Origin of the sequence: Stenotrophomonas sp. CC22-02, assembly GCF_004365115.1 — a bacterium.
Lineage (GTDB): Bacteria > Pseudomonadota > Gammaproteobacteria > Xanthomonadales > Xanthomonadaceae > Stenotrophomonas > Stenotrophomonas forensis.
In genome coordinates, this window is the sequence record NZ_SOCO01000001.1 from 3,055,714 (window position 1) to 3,079,163 (window position 23,450).

Consider the following 23,450-nt stretch of genomic DNA (forward strand, 5'->3'; position numbering starts at 1 on the left):
CCATGCGCAAGACCTCCCCCCTGATCCTGGCCGGCCTGGCCGCCGCCCTGTCCCTCGCCGCCGCCCCCGCCATGGCCCAGTCCAAGGGCGACTGGACCGTTTCGGCCGGCGTGCACCAGGTGGCGCCGAAGTCGAACAACGGCTGGCTGGCCGGCGGCACGCTGAAGGTCGACGTCGACAACGACGTCAAGCCGACCATCACCGGTGAGTACTTCATCGCCGACAACCTGGGCATCGAAGTGCTGGCCGCGCTGCCGTTCAAGCACGACATCAACATCAACGGCCTCGGCCGCGTCGGCAGCACCAAGCAGCTGCCGCCGGTGGTGACCCTGCAGTACCACTTCAACAGCAAGGGCAAGGTGTCGCCGTTCATCGGTGCGGGCGTGAACTACACCACCTTCTTCAGCGAAGACACCACCGGTGCGCTGAAGGACAGCCGCCTGAAGCTGCAGGATTCGTGGGGCCTGGCCGCGCATGCGGGCGTGGACTTCGCGATCGGCGAGAAGGGCGCCCTGCGCGTGGACATGCGCTGGATCGACATCGACAGCAAGGTGAAGTTGAACGGCGAGAAGATCGGCACGGTCAACATCGATCCGCTGGTCTACGGCGCGTCCTACGTCTTCAAGTTCTAAGCGGTGTGTTGAGCGCGGGGGCTTCGCCCCCGCTCCCCCGCTACACGCAAAACCCTCGCAGCATGTTGCCCCGGTGATCGCCGGGGCTTTTTTGTTGCTGGGACTGAAGCGGCTCCGGAGCTGGGGCAAGGCGGGGAGCGGAGCCGGGACACGCCGTAAACCCCTCCCGCTGTACTCCCACTTCGGAACAGGAACGCGCCGCTCTTCAATCCACCTCCCCCCGCTAGAATGTGCGCATGAAAGCCCTGCACTCCTTCTTCCTTGCCGCCGCCCTGGCGCCGGCCCTGCTGTCCGTCTCCGCCCCCGCCCATGCCTGGGGCGCGCAAGGCCACCGCCTTGTCGCCGAAGTCGCAGACGCCCGACTCACCCCTGCCGCCCGCGCCGAAGTGGATCGCCTGCTGGCCACCGAACCGGGCGCCACCCTGGCCAGCGTCGCGCCCTGGGCCGACCAGCTGCGCGCCAAGGACCCGGGCCTCGGCCGTCGCTCGGCCGGCTGGCACTACGTCAACATCGCCGAAGACAACTGCCACTACGAAGCCCCGAAGCACTGCAAGAACGGCAACTGCATCGTCGAGGCGCTGAAGGCACAGAGCGCCATCCTCGGCGACCGCAGCCTGACCGACGGCGAGCGCCTGCAGGCACTGAAGTTCGTCGTGCACCTGGTCGGCGACATCCACCAGCCGATGCATGCCGGCTATGCCCACGACAAGGGCGGCAACGATTTCCAGCTGCAGTTCGGCAACCGTGGTACCAACCTGCACTCGCTGTGGGACAGCGGCATGCTCAATACCCGCAAGCTGGACGACGCCGGCTATCTGCCACTGCTGCAGAGCCAGCGCGCGCCGAAGCTGGCGCGCCAGTCCAACCCGCAGCGCGACCCGCAGACGTGGGCCGAGGCCAGCTGCCGCATCTCCATGCAGGCTGGCGTTTATCCGGCCTCACGTAAGATCGGAGATGAATACACCGAGCGCTATCGGCCGCTGGCCGAAGCGCAGCTGCGACTGGCCGGTGAAAACCTGGCGCAGTTGCTGAACCGCGTGCTCGGCACGCGCTGAGGAGCGTTCCAATGTCAGTCCAGGTGCAGTCGTTCTTCCACCGTGACAGCAACACCTTCAGCTACCTGGTCAGCGACCCGGCCAGCGGCGAGGCAGCGCTGATCGACCCGGTGCTGGACTACGACCCGGATACTGACGCCAGCAGCGAATCGCCGTTGCACGCTGCCTTGCAGGCCCTCCAACAGCAGGGCCTGCAGCTGCGCTGGCTGCTGGAAACGCACGCCCACGCCGACCATGTGTCGGCCGGGCGCCGGCTCAAGCAGCACTTCCCGCAGGCCACGCTGGCGATCGGCGAAGGCATCCGCGCGGTGCAGGCCACCTTCGCACCGCGCTATGGCCTGCAGCTGCCGGCGGCCGATGAAATCTTCGACCACCTGTTCAGCGATGGCGAAACCTTTGCGCTTGGCGAACTGCGCGGCCAGGTGATCGCCGTGCCCGGCCACACCAGCGACAGCATCGCCTATCTGATCGGCGATGCGCTGTTCACCGGCGACTCGCTGTTCATGCCCGACGGCGGCACCGCCCGCTGCGATTTCCCGGGCGGTGATGCCGCGCAGCTGTACCGCTCGATCCAGCGCCTGCTGGCGCTACCCGATGCCACCCGCGTGTTCGTCTGCCACGACTATGGCCCGGGCGGCCGTGATTTCGCCAACGAAACCACCATCGGCGAACAGCGCGCGCACAACATCCACGTGCACGATGGTGTGGCCGAGGCGGAGTTCGTCAGCGTGCGCCAGGCCCGCGATGCCACGCTGGAAGAACCCAAGCTGATGCAGCCGGCCGTGAAGGCCAACATCCAGGGCGGGGCCTGATCGACGCTGCGGTGCTCGCCGGGCCTGGCCCGGCGCTACCGGATTCCGTCAGGCGTCACGCGCCTCATTTGCCCTGCATCCGCACCACATGCTGGCCCTTCACGATCTCGAAGGTGAAGGCGTACTGCAGGGTGACCGCCACCGGCTCGATGCGCTCGGCGCCCCGGCAATCCCCGCGGTCGGCAGGCACCTTGCCAGCCGCGAAATGGCAGACCGCCGCGGACGAGTACTTCCACATCGCCACCGCGTCCTGAGCCGCCTGCAACAAGGGCGCGTTCTCAGGTGCAGCCCCGGCTGTGCACTCAGCACGATCGGTCAATGGCAGGCTGCGTTCCACACCGCCATCGGCGTCCACCACCACCTGCAGGCAGATGGTGGTGGGTGCCAGCTCCGCGCGCGGATCACGATCACCGACCTCCGGGTCCGGTGCCGCGTACAGCTGCGGCATCCGGTAGCCCTCACTGGCGCCCAGCGAATACGCCTGCACCTGTCCGCTGTCGCCCGCCGCCTCCGGCCGCAGCCGCTGGTGGCCGACACTCTCATTGCGGGTATCGACCGTGGTCAGGCGTTGCTGGCTCACGCATCCCACCAGAAGTACGGCCAGCAGCAGCGATGCAGACTTCACTGGGTGTCCTCGGTGTCGTCCATCGCAAAGGTGATCGGAATACGCACGGCAGCGGCCACCGGCTTGCCGTTCTTCATTGCCGGACGATAGGTCCAGCTGCGCGCAGCCGCCATCGACACGGCATCGAACACGCCCGGATTGGTGGCGCTGAGCACGCGCACCTCGGTGGGCTGCCCCTGCGCATCCACCTCCACGCGCAGGTTCACCACGCCCACCTGGCGCTGTTCGATTGCAGACTTCGGATAGGACGGCGGCGGCATCTTGTCGACCTGGATGGGCCTGTCCAACCCGGCCCTGGCTGCGTCCTCCTGAGCGTGTTCAAACGGCTCGACCCCGATCCTCGGCGCTCCCGCCGTACTGCCCTGGCTGGCCCACGCCACCGCTCCCATTCCCAGGCACACCCCGACCACCAGCACCTGGCCCGACACCCACGGCAATGCCTTCCGCTTGGACTGCTTCAACATGGCGATACGCTCCTTCAACACGGGCTGGCTGCGCCAATGGCACACCGCGGGCGCAACCGGATGGACCAGCTGCGCCTTCAGCAGCGTGCTGGCGTAGAGGCCGCGCAGCGCGGGCTGCGGGGCCATGGTGCGGGCATCGCAGGCCAGTTCCTGCTCGCGCAGGAAACGGCCTGCGGCCCAGGGCAACAGCGGGTGGAACCAGAACACCGTGCGCATCAGCAGCAGCGCACCATTGGCCCAGTGGTCACCATTGCGACGGTGGCTGCGCTCGTGCTGCAGGATCAGGTCCTGCTCCTGTGCGCTGAACTGCTGGTCGAACGCCGGGCCGACCACGATGCGTGGCCGCCACAGGCCAACCAGCGCCGGCAGACCGGGATCGCCGCTGGCCTGCCAGCTGCCATCGGCACGCAGCCGCAGCGGGCCCATATGCCGCTCGAAGCGCCGCTGCGCACGCAGCTCGCGCAGCAGGCAGACGCCCATCCCCAGTGCCCAGGCCACCAGCAGCAGACCGGCCCATGGCAGCGCATGACCGCTCGCGCCCTCGAGGGCGCCGGGCATCACCTTCAGCGGCAGCGTCGGCACCTGCTGCAGCAATGCAACCCGGGGCAGCGGCAGCAGCAGCGCCACCATCAGCAGGGGCAGCAACCACCAGCTGCGATAGGCCAACCCAGCGCCCCCCAGCCGCACCAGCAACGGCCGCAGCGTGGCCAGCACGACCACGCCCACCGCCAGCCACAGGCTGGCCTGCCACAGTCCGTCGAGCAGCTCAGTCATGGTCCAGCTCCTGGATCAGCTTCTTCAGTTCGGCGATGTCCTGCGCGCTCAGCTGGCCGCGTTCGCTGAAGTGCGCCACCAGCGGTGCCACGCGGCCTTCAAAGACGCGGCCGATGAAGTCCTGGCTCTGTGCCTCCACCCACGCCTGGCGCTGTAGCAGCGGCCGGTAAAGATAGCGCCGGCCATCGCGCTCGGCGGCGACTGCGCCCTTGGTCAGCAGGCGGTTGAGCAGGGTCTTGATGGTCGGCTCGGCCCAGTCGCGGTGGGCCAGTGCGGCCACCACCTCGTCGGCGCTACGCGGTGCCTGCTGCCACAGCACCTCCATCACAACGGCTTCGGCTTCGCTGATCGGGGTCATGGTTTACATCCGTAATCGACGAACTGATTACGCGCGTAATCGAGCCTCATGTCAAGCCCCTCGACTCCAGGTTCATCCCGGCTGCGCCAGCATCGGTTCCTCCCGCCCGAGGCCCCGGATGAAAGCGCTGCCCAAGCAAGATTTCCCGGTCGAGCAGGCCCGCCGCTTCCTCGAACCCGGCCCGATCGTGCTGGTCAGCACCGCGTGGCGCGGCCAGCGCAACCTGATGACGATGGGCTGGCACATGGTGATGGGCTTCTCGCCTTCGCTGGTCGCCACCTACCTGTGGCACGAGAACCACAGCCACGCATTGGCGCGGGGCAGCGGCGAGTGCGTGATCAATGTTCCCGGCGTGGAGCTGCTCGATACGGTCGTGGACATCGGCAACTGCAGCGGCCGCGAGGTCGACAAGTTCGCCTGTTTCGGGCTCGATGCACAGCCCGCGCGCGAGGTCGGTGCACCTCTGGTAGGGCAATGTCATTCGTGCTTCGAATGCCGCCTTCATGACGACAGCCAGGTGGAATCAAGCAACCTGTTCATCTGGGAAATCGTGCGGGCCCATGTTGCACCACGCCCAAAGCTGCCGCGCACGGTGCATTACCGGGGCGATGGGCAGTTCATGGTGTCTGGCGCCGAAATCTCGCGTCGACGGCGGTTCAAGCCCGACATGCTGTAATGCCAGCACTCCCCTACTCGCAGGACCACCGCGCATGACCGAACACCTCACCGACCTGGACGCCGCCGTCGACTGGTTGTTTGCGCGCGTGGACGGGCCGCTGCGGATCGGGGCGCCACTGGCACTGGGCAAGCCGCATCGGCTGCTCAATGCGCTGTATGCACGCGTCGAGCAGGATCCGTCGCGGCCACTGCAGCTGTATACCGCGCTGTCGCTGAACCCGCCGAAGGCGCGCGGCAATGGCCTGGAAGCGCGCTTCATGGCCCCGTTCGCGCAGCGCCATTTCGGCGACGATTTCCCGCGCCTGGCCTATGCCGATGCGATCGCGCGCGACGCGTTGCCGTCCCATGTGCAGGTGGAAGAGTTCTACATGCAGTCCGGCGCCCTGCTCGGTTCGCGGCAGGCGCAGTCCAGCTATACCAGCCTGAACTATACCCACGCCGCCGATGCGGTCGCCCAGCGCGCGCCGCAGGTGATCGTGCAGAAGGTGGCGATGCGCCCGGATGACCGCAGGCTCTCGCTGTCATGCAACAACGACATCACCCAGGACACGCTGGATGCCATCGCCGCGCGCGGACTGCCGCGCCCGCTGCTGGTCGCCGAGATCGATCCGCAGCTGCCCTACCTGGGCGGCTCGGCCACGGTCGATGTGTCGTTCTTCGATCTGGTGATCACCCCGCCGCCGCCGTACCCGGCCCTGTTCGGCCTGCCGCGCCAGCCGGTTGCCGATGCCGACTATGCCATTGGCCTGTATGCCAGCACCCTGGTGCGCGATGGCGGCACGCTGCAGATCGGCATCGGCACGCTGGCCGATGCACTCAGCCACGCACTGGTGCTGCGCCATACCGACAACGCACGCTACCGCCGCGTGCTGCACGCACTCGATCCACAGCTGGCCCGCCACCCGCTGGTGCAGGAGATTGGTGGCCTGGATCCGTTCGAAGTAGGCCTGTATGGCTGCAGCGAGATGCTCAACGAGGGCTTCCGCCGCCTGGTGCAGACCGGGGTGATCAAGCGCAAGGTGCACGACGATCTCGCGCTGATGCAGCGCATCGAGAACGGCAGCACGCTGTCGATCGACCATGCCACGCTGGCTGCCGAGGGCGAGTACCTGCACGGCGCGTTCTACCTCGGCTCGCCGGAGTTCTACGAATGGCTGCGCACCCTGCCGGAAGACGAATGCCGCGCGATCGGCATGCGTCGCATCAGCGAGATCAACCAGCTGTACGGCGGCAACGAGATGCTGGAGCGCCTGCAGCGCCGCCATGCGCGCTTCTTCAACTCCTGCATGATGGCCACCGCGCTGGGCGCGGCGGTGTCGGATGCGCTGGATGACGGCCGCGTGGTATCCGGCGTGGGCGGCCAGTACAACTTCGTGGCGATGGCACATGCCCTGCCGGAAGCCCGCAGCGTGCTGATGTTCCGCGCCGCGCGCGACGACAAGGGCCAGCGCGAATCCAACGTGCGCTGGAACTATGGCCACACCACCATCCCGCGCCACCTGCGCGACATCTACCTCAACGAATACGGCATTGCCGATCTGCGCGGATTGACCGACGAGGACTGCGTGCAGGCGATGGCCGCGATCACCGAGGCACGGTTCCAGGCCGGCCTGCTGCAGCAGGCGCATGCCGCGCGCAAGCTGTTGAGGGCCACGCCGCCGGATCCCGAACGCCTGCAGCGCAACACGCCGCAGTCACTGGCTGCGGCACTGGCACCGTTCCGCGCCGATGGCAGCCTTCCGGACTATCCGCTGGGCAGCGACTTCAACGAGATCGAGCAGGTGCTGGTGAAGGCGCTGGGCTGGTTGAAGGCCAATACGCAGACCCGTGGCGACAAGCTGCGCACCGTCTGGGCAGCGCTGCGCCAACCGGCCGGTGATGGCGATGCGGTGTACCTGCAGCGCATGGACCTGCAGGCACCGAAGGATTTCGCCGAGCGCCTGGACGCACGCCTGCTGCGCCTGGCACTGGCGCGCACCGCCTGAAAAAAAGGGGACGGAGGGAATTAAGTCGTTTGTGCACAAACGACTTAATTCCCTCCGTCCCCTTTTTTGCGGCAAAGAAAAGGCCGGCGTGTGCCGGCCTTTCCCTTGTTGCACCGCGAGGCGGTTTACAGCGACTTCGCCGCTTCCACCACGTGGGCGGTGGTGATGCCGAAGTGCTTGTACAGCTGGTCGGCCGGGGCCGAGGCGCCGAAGGTGTCGATACCGATCACCGCACCGTCCAGGCCGACGAACTGGCGCCAGAAGCCGGTGACGCCGGCTTCCACGGCCACGCGCTTGCGCACCGCGTTCGGCAGCACCGATTCACGGTAGGCCGCATCCTGGCGCAGGAACACGTCGGTGGACGGCATCGAGACCACGCGGGTCTTGAGGCCGGCCGCATCCAGCTGGGCCTTGGCTTCGGTCGCCAGCGAGACTTCCGAACCGGTAGCGATCAGGATCACGTCCGGGGTACCGGCGGCATCGGCCAGCACGTAGCCGCCGCGCTCGATCTGGGCGATCTGCTCGGCGTTGCGCGGCTGGTGCGGCAGGTTCTGGCGGCTGAACACCAGGCAGCTCGGGCCATCCTGGCGGGTGATCGCGGCCTTCCAGCTCACTGCCGACTCGACCGCATCGCACGGGCGCCACACATCGTTGTTCGGGATGTAGCGCAGCGAGGCCAAGTGCTCCACCGGCTGGTGGGTCGGGCCGTCTTCGCCCAGGCCGATCGAGTCGTGGGTGTAGACGTGGATGGCATGGGCCGGGATCAGCGCGCTCATGCGCACGCCATTGCGGGCGTAGTCGCTGAACACCAGGAAGGTGGCGTCGAACGGAATGAAGCCACCGTGCAGCGCCAGGCCGTTGGCAATCGCGGTCATGCCGAACTCGCGCACGCCGTAGTACACATAGTTGGCGTTGGCGTCGTCGCTGGCGACCGACTTGCTGCCCTTCCACAGGGTCAGGTTCGAGTGCGCCAGGTCGGCCGAGCCGCCGACGATTTCCGGCAGCAGCGGGGCGAAGGCTTCGATGGCCAGCTGCGAGGCCTTGCGCGAGGCGATCGTCGGGCCTTCAGCGGCCACCTGGGCGATGTAGGCATCGGCCTTGGCAACGAAGTCGGCCGGCAGCTCGCCGTGCGAACGGCGGGTCAGCTCGGACGCTTCCGCCGGATACTGACTGGCGTACTTGTCGAACAGCTGTTCCCACTCGGCCTGGCGCAGGGTGCCGGCGCCATTGGCGCGCCAGCCGTCGTAGATCGCCTGCGGGATCTCGAACGGACCGTATTCCCAGCCCAGCTGCTTGCGGGTGGCTTCCAGCTCGTCCTTGCCCAGCGGTGCGCCGTGGCTGGATTCCTTGCCCGCCTTGTTCGGCGAACCAAACCCAATGGTGGTGCGGCAGCAGATCAGGGTCGGCTTGTCGCTCTGCGACAGCGCGGCCTCGATGCCGGCCTTGATGCTGTCCGGGTCGTGGCCATCAACATCGCGGACCACGTTCCAGCCATAGGCCTCGAAACGCTCCGGGGTGTTGTCGGTGAACCAGCCCTCGACGTTGCCGTCGATGGAGATGTGGTTGTTGTCCCAGAAGCAGACCAGCTTGTGCAGGCCCCAGGTGCCGGCCAGCGACGCCGCTTCATGCGAGACGCCTTCCATCAGGCAGCCATCGCCCATGAACACCCAGGTGCGGTGGTCGACCACTTCCAGCTCCGGGCGGTTGAAACGCTGTGCCAGCAGCTTCTCGGCCAGGGCAAAGCCCACGGCGTTGGCGAAACCCTGGCCCAGCGGGCCGGTGGTGGTTTCCACGCCCGGGGTCTCGTGGCGCTCCGGATGGCCGGCGGTGTGGCTGCCCAGCTGGCGGAACAGCTTCAGCTGCTCGATCGGCAGGTCGTAACCGCTCAGGTGCAGCAGCGCGTACTGCAGCATCGAACCGTGGCCGTTGGACAGCACGAAACGGTCGCGGTTGAACCAGTGCGGGTTGCTCGGGTTATGGCGGAGGTAGTCGTTCCAGAGGACTTCGGCGATGTCGGCCATGCCCATGGGCATGCCGGGGTGGCCGGACTTTGCGGTTTCAACCGCATCGGCGGCAAGGAAGCGGATGGCGTTGGCCAACTGGCGACGGGTAGGCTGCGTCATGGTTCTGTCGGAATCGGGAGGCGGCCGCGGACGTGCGGGCGGCCTATTGTCCCATAGTCACCGGGCAGGGGTCAGTTCCAGCTTACCCGGTCGTGCCGGCCGCTGGCCGGTAGTTGCGCAGAACTCAATGAAGATCATGCAGTTGCCGGCCAGCGGCCGGCACTACCGCCCCCGGAGCCCAGGGGCGGGAATCTGGGCTCAGTCCTGCTGCGGACCCAGCGCCGGGCCGTCGTGGGACTCGCCCTTGGCCACCAGCGTGGTCAGGGCCAGGTCGCCGGTCACGTTCAGCGCGGTGCGGCACATGTCCAGGAAGTGGTTCACGCCCAGGATCAGGCCGATGCCCAGCGGGTTCACGCCGACCATCGCGCAGATCATCGCCACCACCGGCAGCGAGCCCGACGGCACGCCGGCGGTACCGATGCCACCGAGGATGCACACCGCCATCACCATGAACTGCTGGCCGATGCTCAGGTCCACGCCGAAGAACTGGGCCAGGAAGATCACCGTCACGCCCTCGAACAGCGCGGTGCCGTTCTGGTTGGCGGTGGCGCCCACGGTCAGCACGAAGCGCGACACACGCTGCGGCAGGCCCATCTGGTCGGCCACGCGCAGCGCAGTCGGCAGGGTGGCGTTGCTGGAGGCGGTGGAGAACGCCATCACCGTCGCTTCCTGGGTATCGCGGAAGAACGACAGCGGCGAGCGGCCCGACAGCCACACGGCGGTGCCGTAGGTCACGATCATGTGCAGGCCCAACGCCAGCACCACCACGCCCACGTAGGCGCCGAGGCGGATGATCAGCTCGAAGCCGAACAGCGCGGCCAGGTTGAACATGAAGCAGGCCACCGCGTACGGAGCCAGGCGGATGACCAGGTTGATCAGGGTCATCGAGATTTCGAACACGCCTTCGATGGCGCGGCGCAGCGGGGCGACCTTCTCGTTGTCGGTCAGCACCATGCCGATGCCGAACATCAGCGCGAAGAACATCAGCGACAGGATCGCGCCGTTGTCAGACGCGGCCTGCAGCACGTTGCTCGGCACGATCGACAGCAGCATGTCCATGCCCTTCGGCGTGCCATGGATGCCGGCCACGATCTCCTTGCTGCGTTCGGCGTTCTCCGACAGCATCATCGCCGCGACCTGCGGGTCGACGCCGGCACCCGGCTTGAGCACGTTGACCAGCACCAGGCCGATGCCCACCGCAATGCCGGACAGCAGCACGGTATAGGCCAGCGTCTTCCAGCCGATACGGCCGAGGGCGCGGATGTCGCCCATCTCCGACACGCCCATGATCAGCGCCGAGAAGATCAGCGGCACGATCAGCATGAAGATCAGATTGAGGAAAAGGCCCGAAGCCGGGGTGGTGACGTAGTCCATTACCCACTTGGCACCGCCCTGCAGACCCTCGACGCTGCCACCCAGGGCGTGCACGGTCAGTCCCAGGACCAGGCCGATCGCAAAGCCGATGCCCATCTTCCAGTGCAGGGGCAACTTCTTCTTGTCGGCAGCAGCTGCTGTCATACGCGGGTTTCCTCGAAAAATGAATGCACTCTAACAAAGCGCGCAAGCGGCGCCGGTTCAGGTTCGCCGCGGTGGATACAGCGGCGCCAGGCCAGTGTCAGCGGCTCCCGCAGCTGCCGACCAGTGCGGTCCGTCACGGAAGGCCGTGCGCAGGCGCGTACGCAGCGCCGCCGGATCACCCTGCCCGCCCCAGCGCGCCTGCTGCAGGTCCTGCAACACCTGGCGCTGCTCCGGATCGTCCAGACGCGCGATGACCTGCTCGATACGTTCGACACCGGCCATCGCACACAGCTGTGCTTCCACCTGGTCGAAGCCCTCGCCATCGAGCACGCGGCGCAGTTCGGCCAGGCCGGCACGTCCGCTCGCCACAGTCGGCACAGTCGGCACAGCGGACGTGCCTGCGACAGGCGCCGCTGCACGCGGGCGACGGCCACGCTGCCAGCCCCACAGCAGGGTCAGCAGCCACAGCAGCGCCAGCCCGATCGCCGCGCCCATCCAGGGCCATGGGCGCTCGGCCATGCCGCTGGCGCGCGGGTCGGTGGCCGCGATGCGGCTGTCCTGGCCATCGGTGCCGGGCAGCGCGGCGTCGGTGTCGATCGGCGGCAACGGAGCCGGCGAGGTATTGCCGCCGCCATTGCCCGCCGCAACCGTCAGCGTCAGGTCCGGCAGCGTTGCTTCCTGTGCCTTGCCGCTGCGCACATCCCACCAGGGCAGGCGCGGGCCGGGCACCACCAGCGAACCCGGCTGCCGCGGCACGATCGAATAGCGGCGGGTGATCTTCAGGCGTGGCGTGCTGCCGTTGAAGGTCTCTTCGTACTGTGCCGGTTCGGCGAACACCTGCGCATTGGCGCCGACATCCGGCACCGGCAGATCGGTGAACTGCGCGCGCGTCGCGCCGTCGGCAACCGCTTCGACCACCACGTTGGCGGCCTCACCGGTGCGGGCGCTGGTCGGCGCACTGGTATAGCGCAACTGCAGGCTCTGCAGCGGCAGCCACGGCTGCGGCGCCTGCGCCGGTTGTGCCTGTACCTGCAACGTGCGGTCGGCGCCGGTGGCATTCATGCGGCCGTCGCCCCCGCCAAAGAAGTCGTCGAAGAAGCCACCGGCACTGCGCCCGCTGAAGCGCGCACCGGCCAACCGCAATGCGCCGCTGCGCTCGGGGATCAGCAGGAAGCGGCGCTCGACCACGTTGTAGCGGCGCCCGTTGACCTGGCGCACATCGGTGCGGTCATCGCCCACGCGCTGCAATGACGCGCCCGCCGGGGTATCCAGCACCAGTTCACCCGACGCCAGCTGCGAAGCAAAGTACAACCGCACCACCACGCCCACGCTCTGCTGCACGTATGGCGTTTCGTCATCGACAACCATCTCGATGAAAGCCATCGCAGTGCTGTCCGGGCCCGCCACGGCGGCCGCGTCCACCTGCAGGGTCAGCGGCGCGGTACGCACACTGCCCACCTGCAGGCCTGGAACCACCAGCGCACCACTGCGTCGCGGCGTCAGCGCCACGCCGTACAGGTTGCGCTGCTGCATGCTGCCGTTGCTCCACTCCACCTGGCGGCTGCTGGTCTGCGCGCTGAGATCGAAGTCGGTACGCAGTGGCGTGAAGTCTGGCGCGCCCTGATCGCTCTCGACATTGAGGGTGACCGTATCGCCCATTGCAATGCGATCGCGGTCCAGCCAGGCGCGCGGCTGCGCCCAGGCCAGCAGCGGCAGCCACAGCAGCAGCGCTGCCAGTACCTGCCGGGGCCAGCGCCCGTGCATGTTGATCACCCGCGTCATCGCCCTTCCCTCTTCCTGCGTTCGTTTTCCAGCTGGAACTTGGCTCGCAGCAGCGCGCCCGGATCATCAGGTACGCGTCGCATCCACGCCTCCACGGCCTGTTGCTCCTCGCGTTGGCGCGGGGTGGTGCCTTCGCTGCCTGGCACGGGCTTGCCATCCTGTTCGCCCTTGCCTTCACGTGCCTGCTGCATTGCCTGCTGCATGCGCTGGCGCTGCTGCTCGTCGGCCTGCGCCTGCGCCTTGGCATCTTCCACCTGCGGGGCTGCCTGCTGGCCATCGCGGCCGCGCTCGCCGGGCTGCGGGCTCGACGTGGATGTGTCCTCGCCCTGCCTGGGCTGGCCCTGCTGCCCCGATTGCGGCTGGCCCTGCCCGGGGTCTTTCTGCCCCTGCTGCGGTTGCTGGCCTGGCGGATTCTGCTTGCCCTGCGAATCGTTCTGCTGTTTCTGCGGGCCGCTCTGCTGTGGCTTCCGCTGATCCTGACCCTGGCCCTGGCCACCCGACTGCGTGCGTTTGCGCGCGGCATCGACCACGGCACGGTTGGCCACTGCATCGGCCATGCCCGGGTGCAGCGCCAGCGCGCGGTCGTAAGCGGCGATGGCCTCATCGTAGTTGCCCTGGCGCGCCAGTGCGTTGGCCAGGTTGTACCAGCCGGCATCGCTGTCGATACCTTCGAACTGCTTGCGTGCACCGGCGAAGTCGCCGTTACGGTACGCCTGCACACCTTCGGCCAGGCGCTGGTGCTGCAGCTGGTCAGCACGCTTCCACAGGGTGCCCTGCACGGGCGGCGGTGCGGGCGCTGCTGGCGCCTGCGCCTGCACATCCCCCATCCAGGGCAGCAGGCCAACGGCCAGCACCGCGGCCAGCATCGCGCGGCGGCGGAATGCCAGCAGCGCCAGCAGCATCAACGGCGGCAGCAGCCAGAAGCCTTCATCGCGCCACTGCTTGCCTTCGCCCGGCCGCTGCGCCGCCGTGCCCTGGCGTGCATCCAGTACCCCCAGCGCACGCAGGTCACTATCGTCGGCAGCGATGCGTGCATAGCGCCCGCCACCTGCGGTGGCCACAGCGCGCAGGCTGCCCTCATCCAGCGCCGCCTGGCGGATCTGGCCATTGCCATCGCGATAGGCCGCACCGGCCGGCGTACCCAGCCCCAGTACCGAAACCTGCAGGCCCAGGCCGCGTGCCTGGGCCGCGGCCAGCGCGGCCTCACTGTCGGCCTGGTCGGTGACCAGCAGGATCTGTCCCTGCAGCGCCGCCACCTGTCGCATCAGTTGCGCCGCCCAGTCGATACCGCGATCGGCACGCTGTCCATCGCGCGGCATCACCTCGGGTGACAAAGCATCCAGATACAGCGCGACATTGCTGCCGTCATCGGTCAACGGCGCCACCGTATAGGCGTCATCGGCATACACGACCAGGCCGACCTGGCCGCCCTTGCGCGCGCGCAGCAGCTCGCCCAGCTTGGCCCGCGCCTGCAGCAGCCGCGACGGCGGCAGGTCGGTGGCGGTGATCCGGCTGGACAGATCCAGTACGACCAGCAGCGGTGCGCTGGCCTGGAACATCGGCTGCGCCTGCTGCCGCCAGCTTGGCCCGGCCATCGCCAGCGAGGCCAGCGTCCAGCCCAGCAGCAGCGCCCACGGCAGGCGCGTACGACGACGCGTGCCTGCCGCCAGCAGGTGCGGCAACAGGTGGGGATCCACCGCCTGCCGCCACGCATCGCTGCGCCGCTGCCGGTACAGCGTCAGCGCGAGGATCATCGGCAGCGCCAGCAGGGCCCACAGCCATTCCGGGCGCAGGAAATGCAGCGCGTTCCAGTCGGGAAGATTCGACGCCAACGCGATCATCGGCGCCGCTCCGGCCACAGCCACGCCAGCCCGCCCAGCAACAACGCCAGGCCCAGCGGCCAGACATAGCGTTCCTCGCGCGGGCGCAGGCTCGGTCCCTTCGCAGCGATCGGCTCCAGCCGGTCCAGTTCGGCATAGATGCCGGCCAGCTGTGCCGTATCGCGTGCGCGGAAGAACTGGCCGCCGGTCATGCCCGCGATCTTCTTCAATGTGGCCTCGTCGACCGGATCCTGGTCGGCGGCAATGGAGATGCCGAACACGCGCATGCTGCCGTCGCCGCCAAACGCGACGGTGTGGATGCGTACGCCCTCGGCGCGGGCAACTTCGGCCGCGCGCAGCGGCTCCAGTACGCCGGCATTGCTGACACCGTCGGTCAGCAGGATCAGTACGCGCTGGCCTTCGGGCTGGCTGCGCAGGCGCTTCACCGCCAGGCCGATGGCATCACCGATGGCGGTTTCGCGGCCGGCCAGGCCGACCACGCTGTCGCGCAGCTGGTCGCGCACACTGGCCAGGTCGGCGGTAAGGGGCGTCAGCGTGTAGGCGCGGTCACCAAAGATCAGCAGGCCGATGCGATCACCGGCGCGGCGGTCGAGGAAGTCGGCCAGCACCGCCTTGGCTGCAGTGAGGCGATCCACGGCCTGCCCGCCCAGCACCATATCGCCTTCACTCATGCTGCCGGACACGTCCATTGCCAGCATCATCTGCCGGCCTTGCTGCGGTGGGGTGATGGCCTCACCGAGTTGCTGTGGACGGGCAAGCGCAACGCACAGCGCGCACCAGCCCAACCACAACAGCAGGGTACGCAGCCAGGACACGTCGACGCGGCCACCACCGGTCAGCGCTTCCAGTTCGCTGGCGGCATACGGCACGCGCAGCGCCGCGCCGGGGTCAGCGCGACGCTTCCACGCGTACATCAGCAGCGGCAACGGCAACGCCAGCAGCGCCAGCGGCCATGCCAGCTGCAGGTCCGGCCACGGCCAGTAACTCGCCAGCAGATTCATCGCCGACGCTCCAGCAGCATTGCCAGATAGCGCGCGCGGGACCAGCTGCGCACGGCCGCTGCTTCGTTGGCATCCACGCGTGGCCGATAGGCGCCCTCGGCCAGCAGGCTGCGCCGTGCGTCAGACAGCGTGTTCTGCGGGTCCACGCGCTGCCACCATGCGTCGTCGCGCAACGATTCACTGCCTGGCCGTGCCTGGCGCGCGGCACGGCGCAGCAGGCCGGCGATCGCCGCCAGTTCCGCCGCGGCGTCCGTACAGGCCGCCAGCTCCTTGTCGAACTGCTGCAACCAGCGCTGCCGACGGCGGCGACGCTGCCACCACACGAATGCGACGACCACCAGCAGCAGTAGCACCGCCGCACCGATCATCAGATAGCCCGGTGCCGGTGGCCACCACGACGGGGCCGGCGGCAGCTGCACGTCGCGCAGCGGCAGGTTGGCGCTCATGCCGGCACCTCGGTCGGCGCCGGGGCCAGCCACGCATCGCTGGGCGCATCGGTGGACAGCACCTGCACATCGACGCGGCGTGCGCCGAGCTGGCGCCGCAGTTCCTGCAGCGGCTCGACGAAATGCGCGTGCCAATGCGCCTGCACGTCGCTGCGGCGCAGGTCGAGTCCAACGCGCTGCTGCGCGGTCTGGAACTGCAGCGCCGCCGATGGCGGCTGCAGTTCCAATGGATCGACCAGCAGAATCAAGCTGAGGTCATGGTGCTGGGCCAGCGCGCTCCAGCGCACCGGCGCAATACGCGCCGCCTGCTGCGGATCGGCCAGCACCAGCATGCGCGCGCCGGGGCGCAGCACGCGACTGGCGTGGTCCAGTGCGCGCTCGAGGCCAAGATCATCGGCGGGAGGCTGCGCGTACCAGCGGGTGAGCGCATCGAGTACGCGCAGTACACCACGCGGCCCGCCTGCGGGTGCGACCGGTGGCTCGCGGTCGCTGCCACGCAGGGCGCCCACGCGATCGCCTCGACGCTGCGCCGACCAGGCGGCAACGGCGCCCGCGCGTGCAGCCTGTACCGACTTGAAGCGTACCCGAGTGCCAAAATACAGCGCCGGCGAGGTGTCGGCCACGATCAGGCTGACCCGCTCGCGCTCGGCCTGGAACAGCTTGGTGTGGGCACGACCGGTGCGCGCGGTCACCCGCCAGTCGATATGCCGTGCATCATCACCGGCCACGTACTCGCGTGATTCGGCGTACTCCATGCCACGCCCGCGCAGCGGCGACGGCGCCTGCCCGGCATTGCCGGCACGGCCGCGGCGTGGCGGCGGCGGTCGCTGTGCCAGGCGACGCAGCGCGACCAGTTCGGCCAACTGTGGGCGCAGCCCGTCGCCCTCACTGGCGATGGATGCGGATTCCGGGGATGGATCGGTCATGCGTAGGCTCAGGGTGCCGGCACCCGGGCCAGCAGCTCCTGCACCAGGCGCTCGCCATCCCAGCCTTCGGCAGTGGCTTCATAACTGGGCAGCACGCGATGGCGCAGCACATCAGCGGCGACCGCGCGCACGTCATCGGGCGTGACGAAATCGCGGCCGGCCAGCCAGGCGCGCGCACGAGCGCAGCGTTCCAGCGCGATGGAACCTCGCGGGCTTGCGCCCCACGCGATGCGGCGACCGAGGCCGGCGTCGTAGCGCGACGGATCGCGCGAAGCCAGCACCAGTTCGATCAGGTAGCGTTCCAGTGCGGGCGCCATGTGCAGGTCCAGCACTTCGCGACGGGCCGCGAACACATCCTGCATCGGCAGCTTCTCCGGCGCCGGCGCGGCTTCGCCCAATGCGCCACGGGCACGCTCGCGGGCCAGCCGCAGGATCTCCGATTCTGCGGCCTGGTCCGGGTAGCCGATGCGCACATGCATCAGGAAGCGATCCAGCTGTGCTTCCGGCAGCGGGAAGGTGCCTTCCTGCTCGATCGGGTTCTGCGTGGCCATCACCAGGAACAACGATGGCAGCGCGTACGTATGACGGCCGACGGTGACCTGGCGTTCGCCCATCGCCTCCAGCAGCGCCGACTGCACCTTGGCCGGCGCACGGTTGATTTCATCGGCCAGCAGGATCGGGTGGAAGATCGGGCCGGGCACGAATTCGAATCGGCCTTCCTGCGGACGCCAGATCTCGGTGCCGGTGAGGTCGGCCGGCAGCAGGTCCGGGGTGAACTGCACGCGCGCGAAGTCCGCTTCCAGACGTGCTGCCAGCGCACGGATCGCCGTGGTCTTGGCCAGTCCCGGCGCACCCTCCACCAGCAGGTGGCCGTCGGCCAGCAGCGCGATCAGCAGGCGCTCGACCAGCGCGGACTGGCCGACGATTTCGGCTGACAGCGCATCGCGCAGCTGGCTGAAGGCGGCGTGCAGGCGGGAGCTGGCCGGCGCGGGCGGCGGCGGGACGATTTCGGGCATCGGCGGAGGCAGGTTCATGGGGGCCTTTGACCGGCGCAGGACGGCACGGGTTCCCGACATCATCGCAGGGTGCCCTGCGATTGACATCAAGAACGGCTGAACAGCCCTTCGCGCACCGCGTGACCGGTCTCAACGAAAAAGGGCCGCACAAGGCGGCCCTTCTTCCTGCAACAGGTGCTACCGGCTCAGTTCTGCTTGGCCACGCGCAGCACCTTCGGCGTGACGAACACCAGCAGCTCGGCCTTGTCCTTGCTGCGGCCGCGCTTCTTGAACAGGTTGCCCAGGAACGGCACGTCGCCCAGGAACGGGACCTTGCTCACGCTGCTGCGGTCGGTGAACTCGTACACGCCACCGATCACGACGGTCTGGCCATCGTCCACCAGCACCGCGGTATTGACCTCACGGCGGTTGATTTCCGGCACGGTGCCATAGCCCTGCAGCTGGATCAGGCGCTCCACTTCATCCTTCTTCAGCTGCATGTTGAGGAACACGCGGTTGTCGTTGGTGATGGTCGGGGTCACCTTCAGCTCCAGCACCACTTCCTTGAACTGCACGTTGGGCGTGGCGACGCCGCCGGTACCGCCACCACTGATGGTGACGTAGCCGATTTCCTTGCCCTGCTTGATCAGTGCCTCACGCTGGTTGGTGGTCACCACGCGCGGGTTGGAGATCACTTCGCCACGCGCCTCTTCCTGCATCGCCGACAGCTCCACGTCCAGCAGGTAGCCGGCATTGAGGATCGACAGCGCCAACGAGCCCGGGGTGGCGGTCGAAGCGGCAGGCAGGTTGAAGTTCAGGCCACGGGTGATGGCCGGAAGCAGCGGCACCGGTGCCGGTCCAACGCTGCCACCCGCTTCCCAATCGCGATAGGCCTTGGCATTGGCGGCCGAGGTATCCGCCTGCGACTGGCGGGTCTTGCGGTTGGATTCCAGGTCACCACTGAAGTACACGTTGTCGCGGCTGCCGCTGATGCCGAACTTGGCACCCAGCTCGCGGGCAAACGTATCGGTGGCGATGACGATACGGCTTTCGATCAGCACCTGGTCGACCGGCCGGTCGATCACGCCGATCAGTTCACGCATGCGCGCGATCTTCTTCGGGATGTCGCTGATCATCAGCGTATTGGTGCGTTCGTCGGCCACGATGCGGCCACGCGAGGACAGGAAGCCACTGTCTTCCTGCGACGCCGAACCACCGCTGCTGCCGTTGCCGCCACCGCCGCCGATACCCTTGGCTTCGGTCAGTGCCTTGAAGATCTGCGTGGCGCTGTGGTAGTTGATCTGCACGTAATCGGTAACCAGGTCTTCGCGGTTCTCGATGGCGATGCGCGCGTCTTCCTTCTCCTGCTCGAACTTGGCCAGCTCGGCCTGCGGCGCAACCCAGATCACGCTGCCGTCGCGACGCTTGTCCAGGCCCTTGGCCCGCAGCACGATGTCCAGCGCCTGGTCCCACGGCACGTTGACCAGGCGCAGGGTCACATTGCCCTGCACCGAATCGGACGCCACCACGTTGAGGTTGGATTCTTCGGCGATCAACTGCAGCACGGTGCGCACCGGCACGTCCTGGAAGTTGAAGGTCACCGGCTTGCCGGTGAAACCGCGCTGGCCCACGGCCTTGGCGGCCTGCGCAACGCTGCCCGCAGTGACCGCACCGACTGCCGCCGGCGCCTGACGCGGGCTGATCTCGACCACGTATTCGTTGCCACTCTGGTAGGCCAGCGAATCCACCGCACCGCCGGTGCTCAGGACCAGCTGGGTACCCGCGCCGGAGGGCTTGGCGTCGATGCGCTGCACCGGCGTTGCGAAGTCGGTGACGTTCATCGGCTTCTGCAGGTTGGCCGGCAACCGGGCGTTGCCGACATCGACCACCACGCTGTTGCCCTGCGTGCGCAGGTCCGGCACCGCACCCTGCCCGTCGAACTGGACGATCAGGCGACCGGCACCATCATCGCCGCGCTTGAAATCAATCTTCGCCACCGACAGGCCTGTCGGTGCGACGGCCGCGGCCACGGTGGCGCCGGCCGGCTTTTCCGCCGGCGTGGCAGCCAGCGCCGGAGCGCAGGCCAGCATCAGCGCGACTCCCAACGCGCTGACACGGTTCAAGGTAGAGCGCCGGATGGGACGCAGCCCCTTGGCTTGGTGAAAGGTCATCGTGCTATCCCCAGTAAACGATCATTGATCTTCAAGCGAGAGCGTTGCCGGCCGTTCCAGCCAGCCGCCCGCACCATCCGGCACCAGTTCGATCAGCTCCACGCGGTCTTCAAAGACCGCCGTGATCCGCCCGTCGCTCTGTCCCAGGTAACCGCCCGGGCGCACCCGGTAGGTCACCTTGTCCGGCCCCATCACCAGCGCGACGACGCCTGCACCCGTGCCGATGGTGCCGACCATGTCCAGTGCGTCCAGCGGGAAGCCTTCCAGCGGCTCCTTGCGCCGGTTCGGATCCGGACGCAATCCGCCATTCCCCTGCTGCGGATTGGTCCAGGCATCGGTGAACGGGTCACGCATGCCCTGCGCCGAATACTCGAAGGTCTCGAACTGCTGCATCACCGGCAGCGGCTCCAGCGGCTGCGCCGGCCGAGCCCGCTCGCCTTCCACCCACTTTTCCAGGTTGGGGGCGTCGCCGGGCGTGCTGGTCACGCCGCGGCCGCAGGCGGCCAGCAACAGGACCGCCAACGCCATTGCACCGCGTGCGATGTACGTGCGCATCACTTCTTGCCCCCCTTGCCCTTCTTCTTCGCCTCGGCATCGGCAGCAGCCTGCTGCGCCTGCACTTCGGTCTCGTCCAGGTAGCGATAGGTCTTGACCGTGCCGGACAGCTCCAGCGCACCGCTACGCACGTTGCCCTTGGACTTGTCCTTGGGCTTGAGGTTGATGTCGTGCATGGTCAGGATCACCACCCGCGGCAGCGATGCCACGCCGCTGACGAACGCGCCGAACTGGTGGTAGCTGCCCACCATCCGCAGCTTGATCGGCTTCTCGGCGTAGAACTCCTTGACCTGCTCCTGCTCGGGCTCGAACAGCTCGTTGGCCAGGCCGCTGGACAACGCGGTCTGCGAGATGTCGATGATCAGGTCGGGCATTTCCGTCTTGCTCGGCAGCTGCCGCAGCATCTGCTGCAGCACCTGCTCCATCTGCGCCAGCTGCTGCTTCAGCGGGGCCAGGTTCACCGCGCGTTCCTGCTGCTTGGTGAACTCGGAACGCAGCTCGACTTCCTTCGATTCCAGGCCAGCAAGTTCCTCGCGCTTGCCGCTGATCAGCAGCATCCACGCCAGGAACATGATCACCAGCGCCAGCACCGAGCAGAAGACGATCTTGGCCTTCTGCGGCCAGTTACCGATGTCGTTGAAATCGAGGTTCTTCAGATCGATCTTCTGGCTCATGCGCGGTCCCCCTGCAGCAGCGCGATGAAGGCCTGCGGCGGCTGCGCCAGGCGGCTTCCCTCAGGCTTCGGCGCCGGCTTGGCAGCCGGTGCTGCCGGCTGGTTCGGCTTGGCCGGTGCGGTGGCCGGCGTCGCGGCAGGCGCGGCCGGAGCCGGTGCTGGCGCATTCGCGGCCGGAGCCGCAGCCGGGGCGGCAGGCGTGGCAGGTGTGGCGGCGTCCGGGCCTGCGGCAAGCGGGGTCACCGCAGCCGAGGGTGCCGAAACAACCGTGCCATCTGCGTTCAGGCCCGGCGTCGCCGCAACTTCTTCGCTCTGTGCCGGCAGCTTCACCTTGACCACGAACACGTACGGCAGTGCCTTGATGTCGGTGACCGGACCGGTCTTGCCGTCCTTGTCCTTCTCCGGCTCACGCGCCTCGATGATCGACAGCTCCGGATTGGTCATCCAGCCGGAGGTGTCCAGGTTGCGCATGTAGGCCGAAACACGGGCGTTGGACTGGGTACGGCCTTCCAGGGTCAGCACGTCGCCTTCCTGCTTCAGTGCGGTCAGCACCACGCCATCGGGAATCGTACGCACCAGCGCATCGAACAGATGGACCATCTGCGAGCGCTTGGCCTGCAGTTCCTCGATCACCTTCTTGCGTGCCAGCAGGCGTTCCTTCTGCGCATCGAGGCGGTCGATCTCCTTGTTCTGTTCCTTGACCTTCTCGATCTCGGCCGACAGATAGGCATTGCGATCCATCTGGCCGCTCACCTGGCGGTCGTAGTAGAACCAGATCAGCAGCGACAGCAGCAGGCCACCGATCGCAGCCATGCCCAGCATTGCGTAGAACTCACGCTGGCGTTGCTTGCGCCGCTCGGCGCGCCAGGGCAATAGATTGATGCGTGCCATCAGTCGAAGCTCCTCAGCGCCAGACCGGTGGCGATCATCAGCGCGGGGGCATCCTGGGCCAGCGCATGCGCGTTCACCTTCGGGCCCAGGGTCATCTGTGCCAGCGGGTTGGCGACCACGGTCGGCACGCCCAACTGTTCTTCGACCATCTCCGGCAGGCCACCCAGCACGGCACAGCCGCCGGCCAGCACGATGTGATCGACGCGGTTGAACTCACTGCCTGCATAGAAGAACTGCAGCAGGCGGCTGATCTGCTGCACCGTCGCTTCCTTGAACGGTTCCAGCACTTCCATCTCGTAGCTTTCCGGCAACCCGCCCTGGCGCTTGGCCAGGCCGGCTTCCTCGTAGCTCAGGCCATAGCGGCGCATGATCTCGTCGGTCAGCTGCTTGCCACCGAACACCTGTTCGCGGCTGTACAGGCTGCGGCCGCCGCGCAGGACATTGAGGGTGGTCATGGTCGCGCCGATGTCGACCAGCGCGACGACACCGTCGATGGACACCGGCAGCTCGCTGGCGACCAGGGCGTAGGCGTTCTCGACCGCGAAGGCCTCCACGTCCATCACCTTGGCCTGCAGGCCACCGAGCTCCAGCGCCGACTGGCGCAGCTCCACGTTCTCCGAACGCGACGCGGCCAGCAGCACCTGCACCATCTCGGGGTTGTTCGGGATCGCCCCGATCACCTCGAAGTCCAGGTTCACTTCCTCGATCGGATACGGGATGTAGTTGACCGCTTCCAGCTCGATCTGGGCTTCCATGTCGTTCTCGTCGAGCTCGGCCGGCATCGGGATCACCTTGGTGATCACCGCCGACCCGGCGACGGCGGCAGCGGCCAGTCTGGCCTTGCTGCCTGAACGGTTCATCGCCCGGCGGATGGCCTCACCGACCGCTTCCACCTCCACGATGTTCTTCTCCACCACCGCATTCGGCGGAAGTGGTTCCACAGCATAGTGTTCCACACGGAAACGATTGCCGCTGCGGGACAGCTGCAAAAGCTTTACCGCAGTCGAACTGATGTCGACGCCTACAAGCGGCGACTGACTTTTTGGGATGAGCCCCACGGTTTCTCCCCTGCCGACGGGCACTTGGACACAAGACCTGCGTCCGAGCATTAATAACGTATTCTTAGCAAATGGCAACGGCCCTGC

The 23,450-nt window shown here is 67.6% G+C and carries 21 protein-coding genes; 5 read left to right on the top strand and 16 right to left on the bottom strand.

What is annotated here, in order from left to right:
- The first annotated feature begins 2 nt into the window (after positions 1-2).
- The 3 genes from N440_RS14000 (at position 3) to N440_RS14010 (ending at position 2,499) form a co-directional block, all read left to right on the top strand.
- Complete coding sequence (locus N440_RS14000; RefSeq protein WP_006465709.1) at positions 3-632, top strand: OmpW family outer membrane protein; 630 nt, start codon at positions 3-5, stop codon at positions 630-632.
- 236 nt (positions 633-868) lie between these two features.
- The gene (locus N440_RS14005) at positions 869-1,687 is read left to right on the top strand and encodes a S1/P1 nuclease (RefSeq protein WP_133935439.1); all 819 of its coding nucleotides are present in this window, start codon (positions 869-871) and stop codon (positions 1,685-1,687) included.
- An 11-nt stretch (positions 1,688-1,698) separates the two neighbouring features.
- Positions 1,699-2,499: an MBL fold metallo-hydrolase gene (locus N440_RS14010; RefSeq protein ID WP_133935440.1), complete on the top strand. Its 801-nt coding sequence runs from the start codon at positions 1,699-1,701 to the stop codon at positions 2,497-2,499.
- Positions 2,500-2,563: 64 nt separating this feature from the next.
- On the opposite strand, the gene N440_RS14015 is transcribed toward N440_RS14010, so the two are convergent.
- Genes N440_RS14015 through N440_RS14025 form a run of 3 tightly spaced genes read right to left on the bottom strand, consistent with a single transcriptional unit; the run spans position 2,564 to position 4,720 of the window.
- Complete coding sequence (locus tag N440_RS14015) at positions 2,564-3,124, bottom strand: hypothetical protein (protein WP_133935441.1); 561 nt, start codon at positions 3,122-3,124, stop codon at positions 2,564-2,566.
- A complete protein-coding gene (locus tag N440_RS14020; RefSeq protein ID WP_133935442.1) occupies positions 3,121-4,362 on the bottom strand; it encodes a TonB family protein in 1,242 nt (413 codons plus the stop codon). Before N440_RS14020 ends, N440_RS14015 begins: the two co-directional genes overlap by 4 nt.
- On the bottom strand, positions 4,355-4,720 hold the full coding sequence (locus tag N440_RS14025; RefSeq protein WP_133935443.1) for a BlaI/MecI/CopY family transcriptional regulator: 366 nt from the start codon (positions 4,718-4,720) through the stop codon (positions 4,355-4,357). The genes N440_RS14020 and N440_RS14025 overlap by 8 nt, the downstream gene beginning before the upstream one ends.
- Before the next feature lie 118 nt (positions 4,721-4,838).
- Between N440_RS14025 and N440_RS14030 the strand changes: the two genes are divergently transcribed.
- Both N440_RS14030 and N440_RS14035 read left to right on the top strand, forming a co-directional pair.
- The gene (locus N440_RS14030) at positions 4,839-5,396 is read left to right on the top strand and encodes a flavin reductase family protein (RefSeq protein ID WP_133935444.1); all 558 of its coding nucleotides are present in this window, start codon (positions 4,839-4,841) and stop codon (positions 5,394-5,396) included.
- Positions 5,397-5,430: 34 nt separating this feature from the next.
- The gene (locus N440_RS14035) at positions 5,431-7,383 is read left to right on the top strand and encodes an acetyl-CoA hydrolase/transferase C-terminal domain-containing protein (protein ID WP_133935445.1); all 1,953 of its coding nucleotides are present in this window, start codon (positions 5,431-5,433) and stop codon (positions 7,381-7,383) included.
- A 125-nt stretch (positions 7,384-7,508) separates the two neighbouring features.
- Here N440_RS14035 and tkt read toward each other — a convergent pair whose 3' ends face one another.
- From tkt to N440_RS14100, 13 genes are all read right to left on the bottom strand, one after another.
- Positions 7,509-9,506, bottom strand: coding sequence for a transketolase (tkt, locus tag N440_RS14040; protein WP_133935446.1), 1,998 nt, complete (start codon positions 9,504-9,506; stop codon positions 7,509-7,511).
- A 198-nt stretch (positions 9,507-9,704) separates the two neighbouring features.
- Entirely contained in the window at positions 9,705-11,024 is a 1,320-nt protein-coding gene (locus N440_RS14045; protein ID WP_006465816.1) for a dicarboxylate/amino acid:cation symporter, read from the bottom strand.
- Between the two features lie 57 nt (positions 11,025-11,081).
- Complete coding sequence (locus tag N440_RS14050; protein WP_133935447.1) at positions 11,082-12,806, bottom strand: BatD family protein; 1,725 nt, start codon at positions 12,804-12,806, stop codon at positions 11,082-11,084.
- On the bottom strand, positions 12,803-14,647 hold the full coding sequence (locus N440_RS14055; RefSeq protein WP_133935448.1) for a tetratricopeptide repeat protein: 1,845 nt from the start codon (positions 14,645-14,647) through the stop codon (positions 12,803-12,805). Before N440_RS14055 ends, N440_RS14050 begins: the two co-directional genes overlap by 4 nt.
- Positions 14,644-15,648, bottom strand: coding sequence for a VWA domain-containing protein (locus tag N440_RS14060; RefSeq protein ID WP_133935449.1), 1,005 nt, complete (start codon positions 15,646-15,648; stop codon positions 14,644-14,646). Before N440_RS14060 ends, N440_RS14055 begins: the two co-directional genes overlap by 4 nt.
- A complete protein-coding gene (locus N440_RS14065; protein WP_133935450.1) occupies positions 15,645-16,094 on the bottom strand; it encodes a DUF4381 family protein in 450 nt (149 codons plus the stop codon). Before N440_RS14065 ends, N440_RS14060 begins: the two co-directional genes overlap by 4 nt.
- Entirely contained in the window at positions 16,091-17,020 is a 930-nt protein-coding gene (locus tag N440_RS14070; protein ID WP_133935451.1) for a DUF58 domain-containing protein, read from the bottom strand. Before N440_RS14070 ends, N440_RS14065 begins: the two co-directional genes overlap by 4 nt.
- An 8-nt stretch (positions 17,021-17,028) precedes the next feature.
- On the bottom strand, positions 17,029-18,054 hold the full coding sequence (locus N440_RS14075; protein ID WP_133935452.1) for a MoxR family ATPase: 1,026 nt from the start codon (positions 18,052-18,054) through the stop codon (positions 17,029-17,031).
- Between the two features lie 167 nt (positions 18,055-18,221).
- Positions 18,222-20,186: a type IV pilus secretin PilQ family protein gene (locus tag N440_RS14080; protein WP_133935453.1), complete on the bottom strand. Its 1,965-nt coding sequence runs from the start codon at positions 20,184-20,186 to the stop codon at positions 18,222-18,224.
- A 21-nt stretch (positions 20,187-20,207) separates the two neighbouring features.
- The gene (locus N440_RS14085; protein ID WP_006465989.1) at positions 20,208-20,741 is read right to left on the bottom strand and encodes a pilus assembly protein PilP; all 534 of its coding nucleotides are present in this window, start codon (positions 20,739-20,741) and stop codon (positions 20,208-20,210) included.
- Positions 20,741-21,415, bottom strand: coding sequence for a type 4a pilus biogenesis protein PilO (pilO, locus tag N440_RS14090; RefSeq protein WP_006465991.1), 675 nt, complete (start codon positions 21,413-21,415; stop codon positions 20,741-20,743). The genes N440_RS14085 and pilO overlap by 1 nt, the downstream gene beginning before the upstream one ends.
- Positions 21,412-22,305, bottom strand: coding sequence for a PilN domain-containing protein (locus tag N440_RS14095; protein ID WP_133935454.1), 894 nt, complete (start codon positions 22,303-22,305; stop codon positions 21,412-21,414). The genes pilO and N440_RS14095 overlap by 4 nt, the downstream gene beginning before the upstream one ends.
- Positions 22,305-23,363 carry a pilus assembly protein PilM gene (locus N440_RS14100; RefSeq protein WP_133935455.1) on the bottom strand — a complete coding sequence of 353 codons (1,059 nt, stop codon included), beginning with the start codon at positions 23,361-23,363 and terminating at the stop codon, positions 22,305-22,307. Before N440_RS14100 ends, N440_RS14095 begins: the two co-directional genes overlap by 1 nt.
- Positions 23,364-23,450 lie beyond the last annotated feature (87 nt).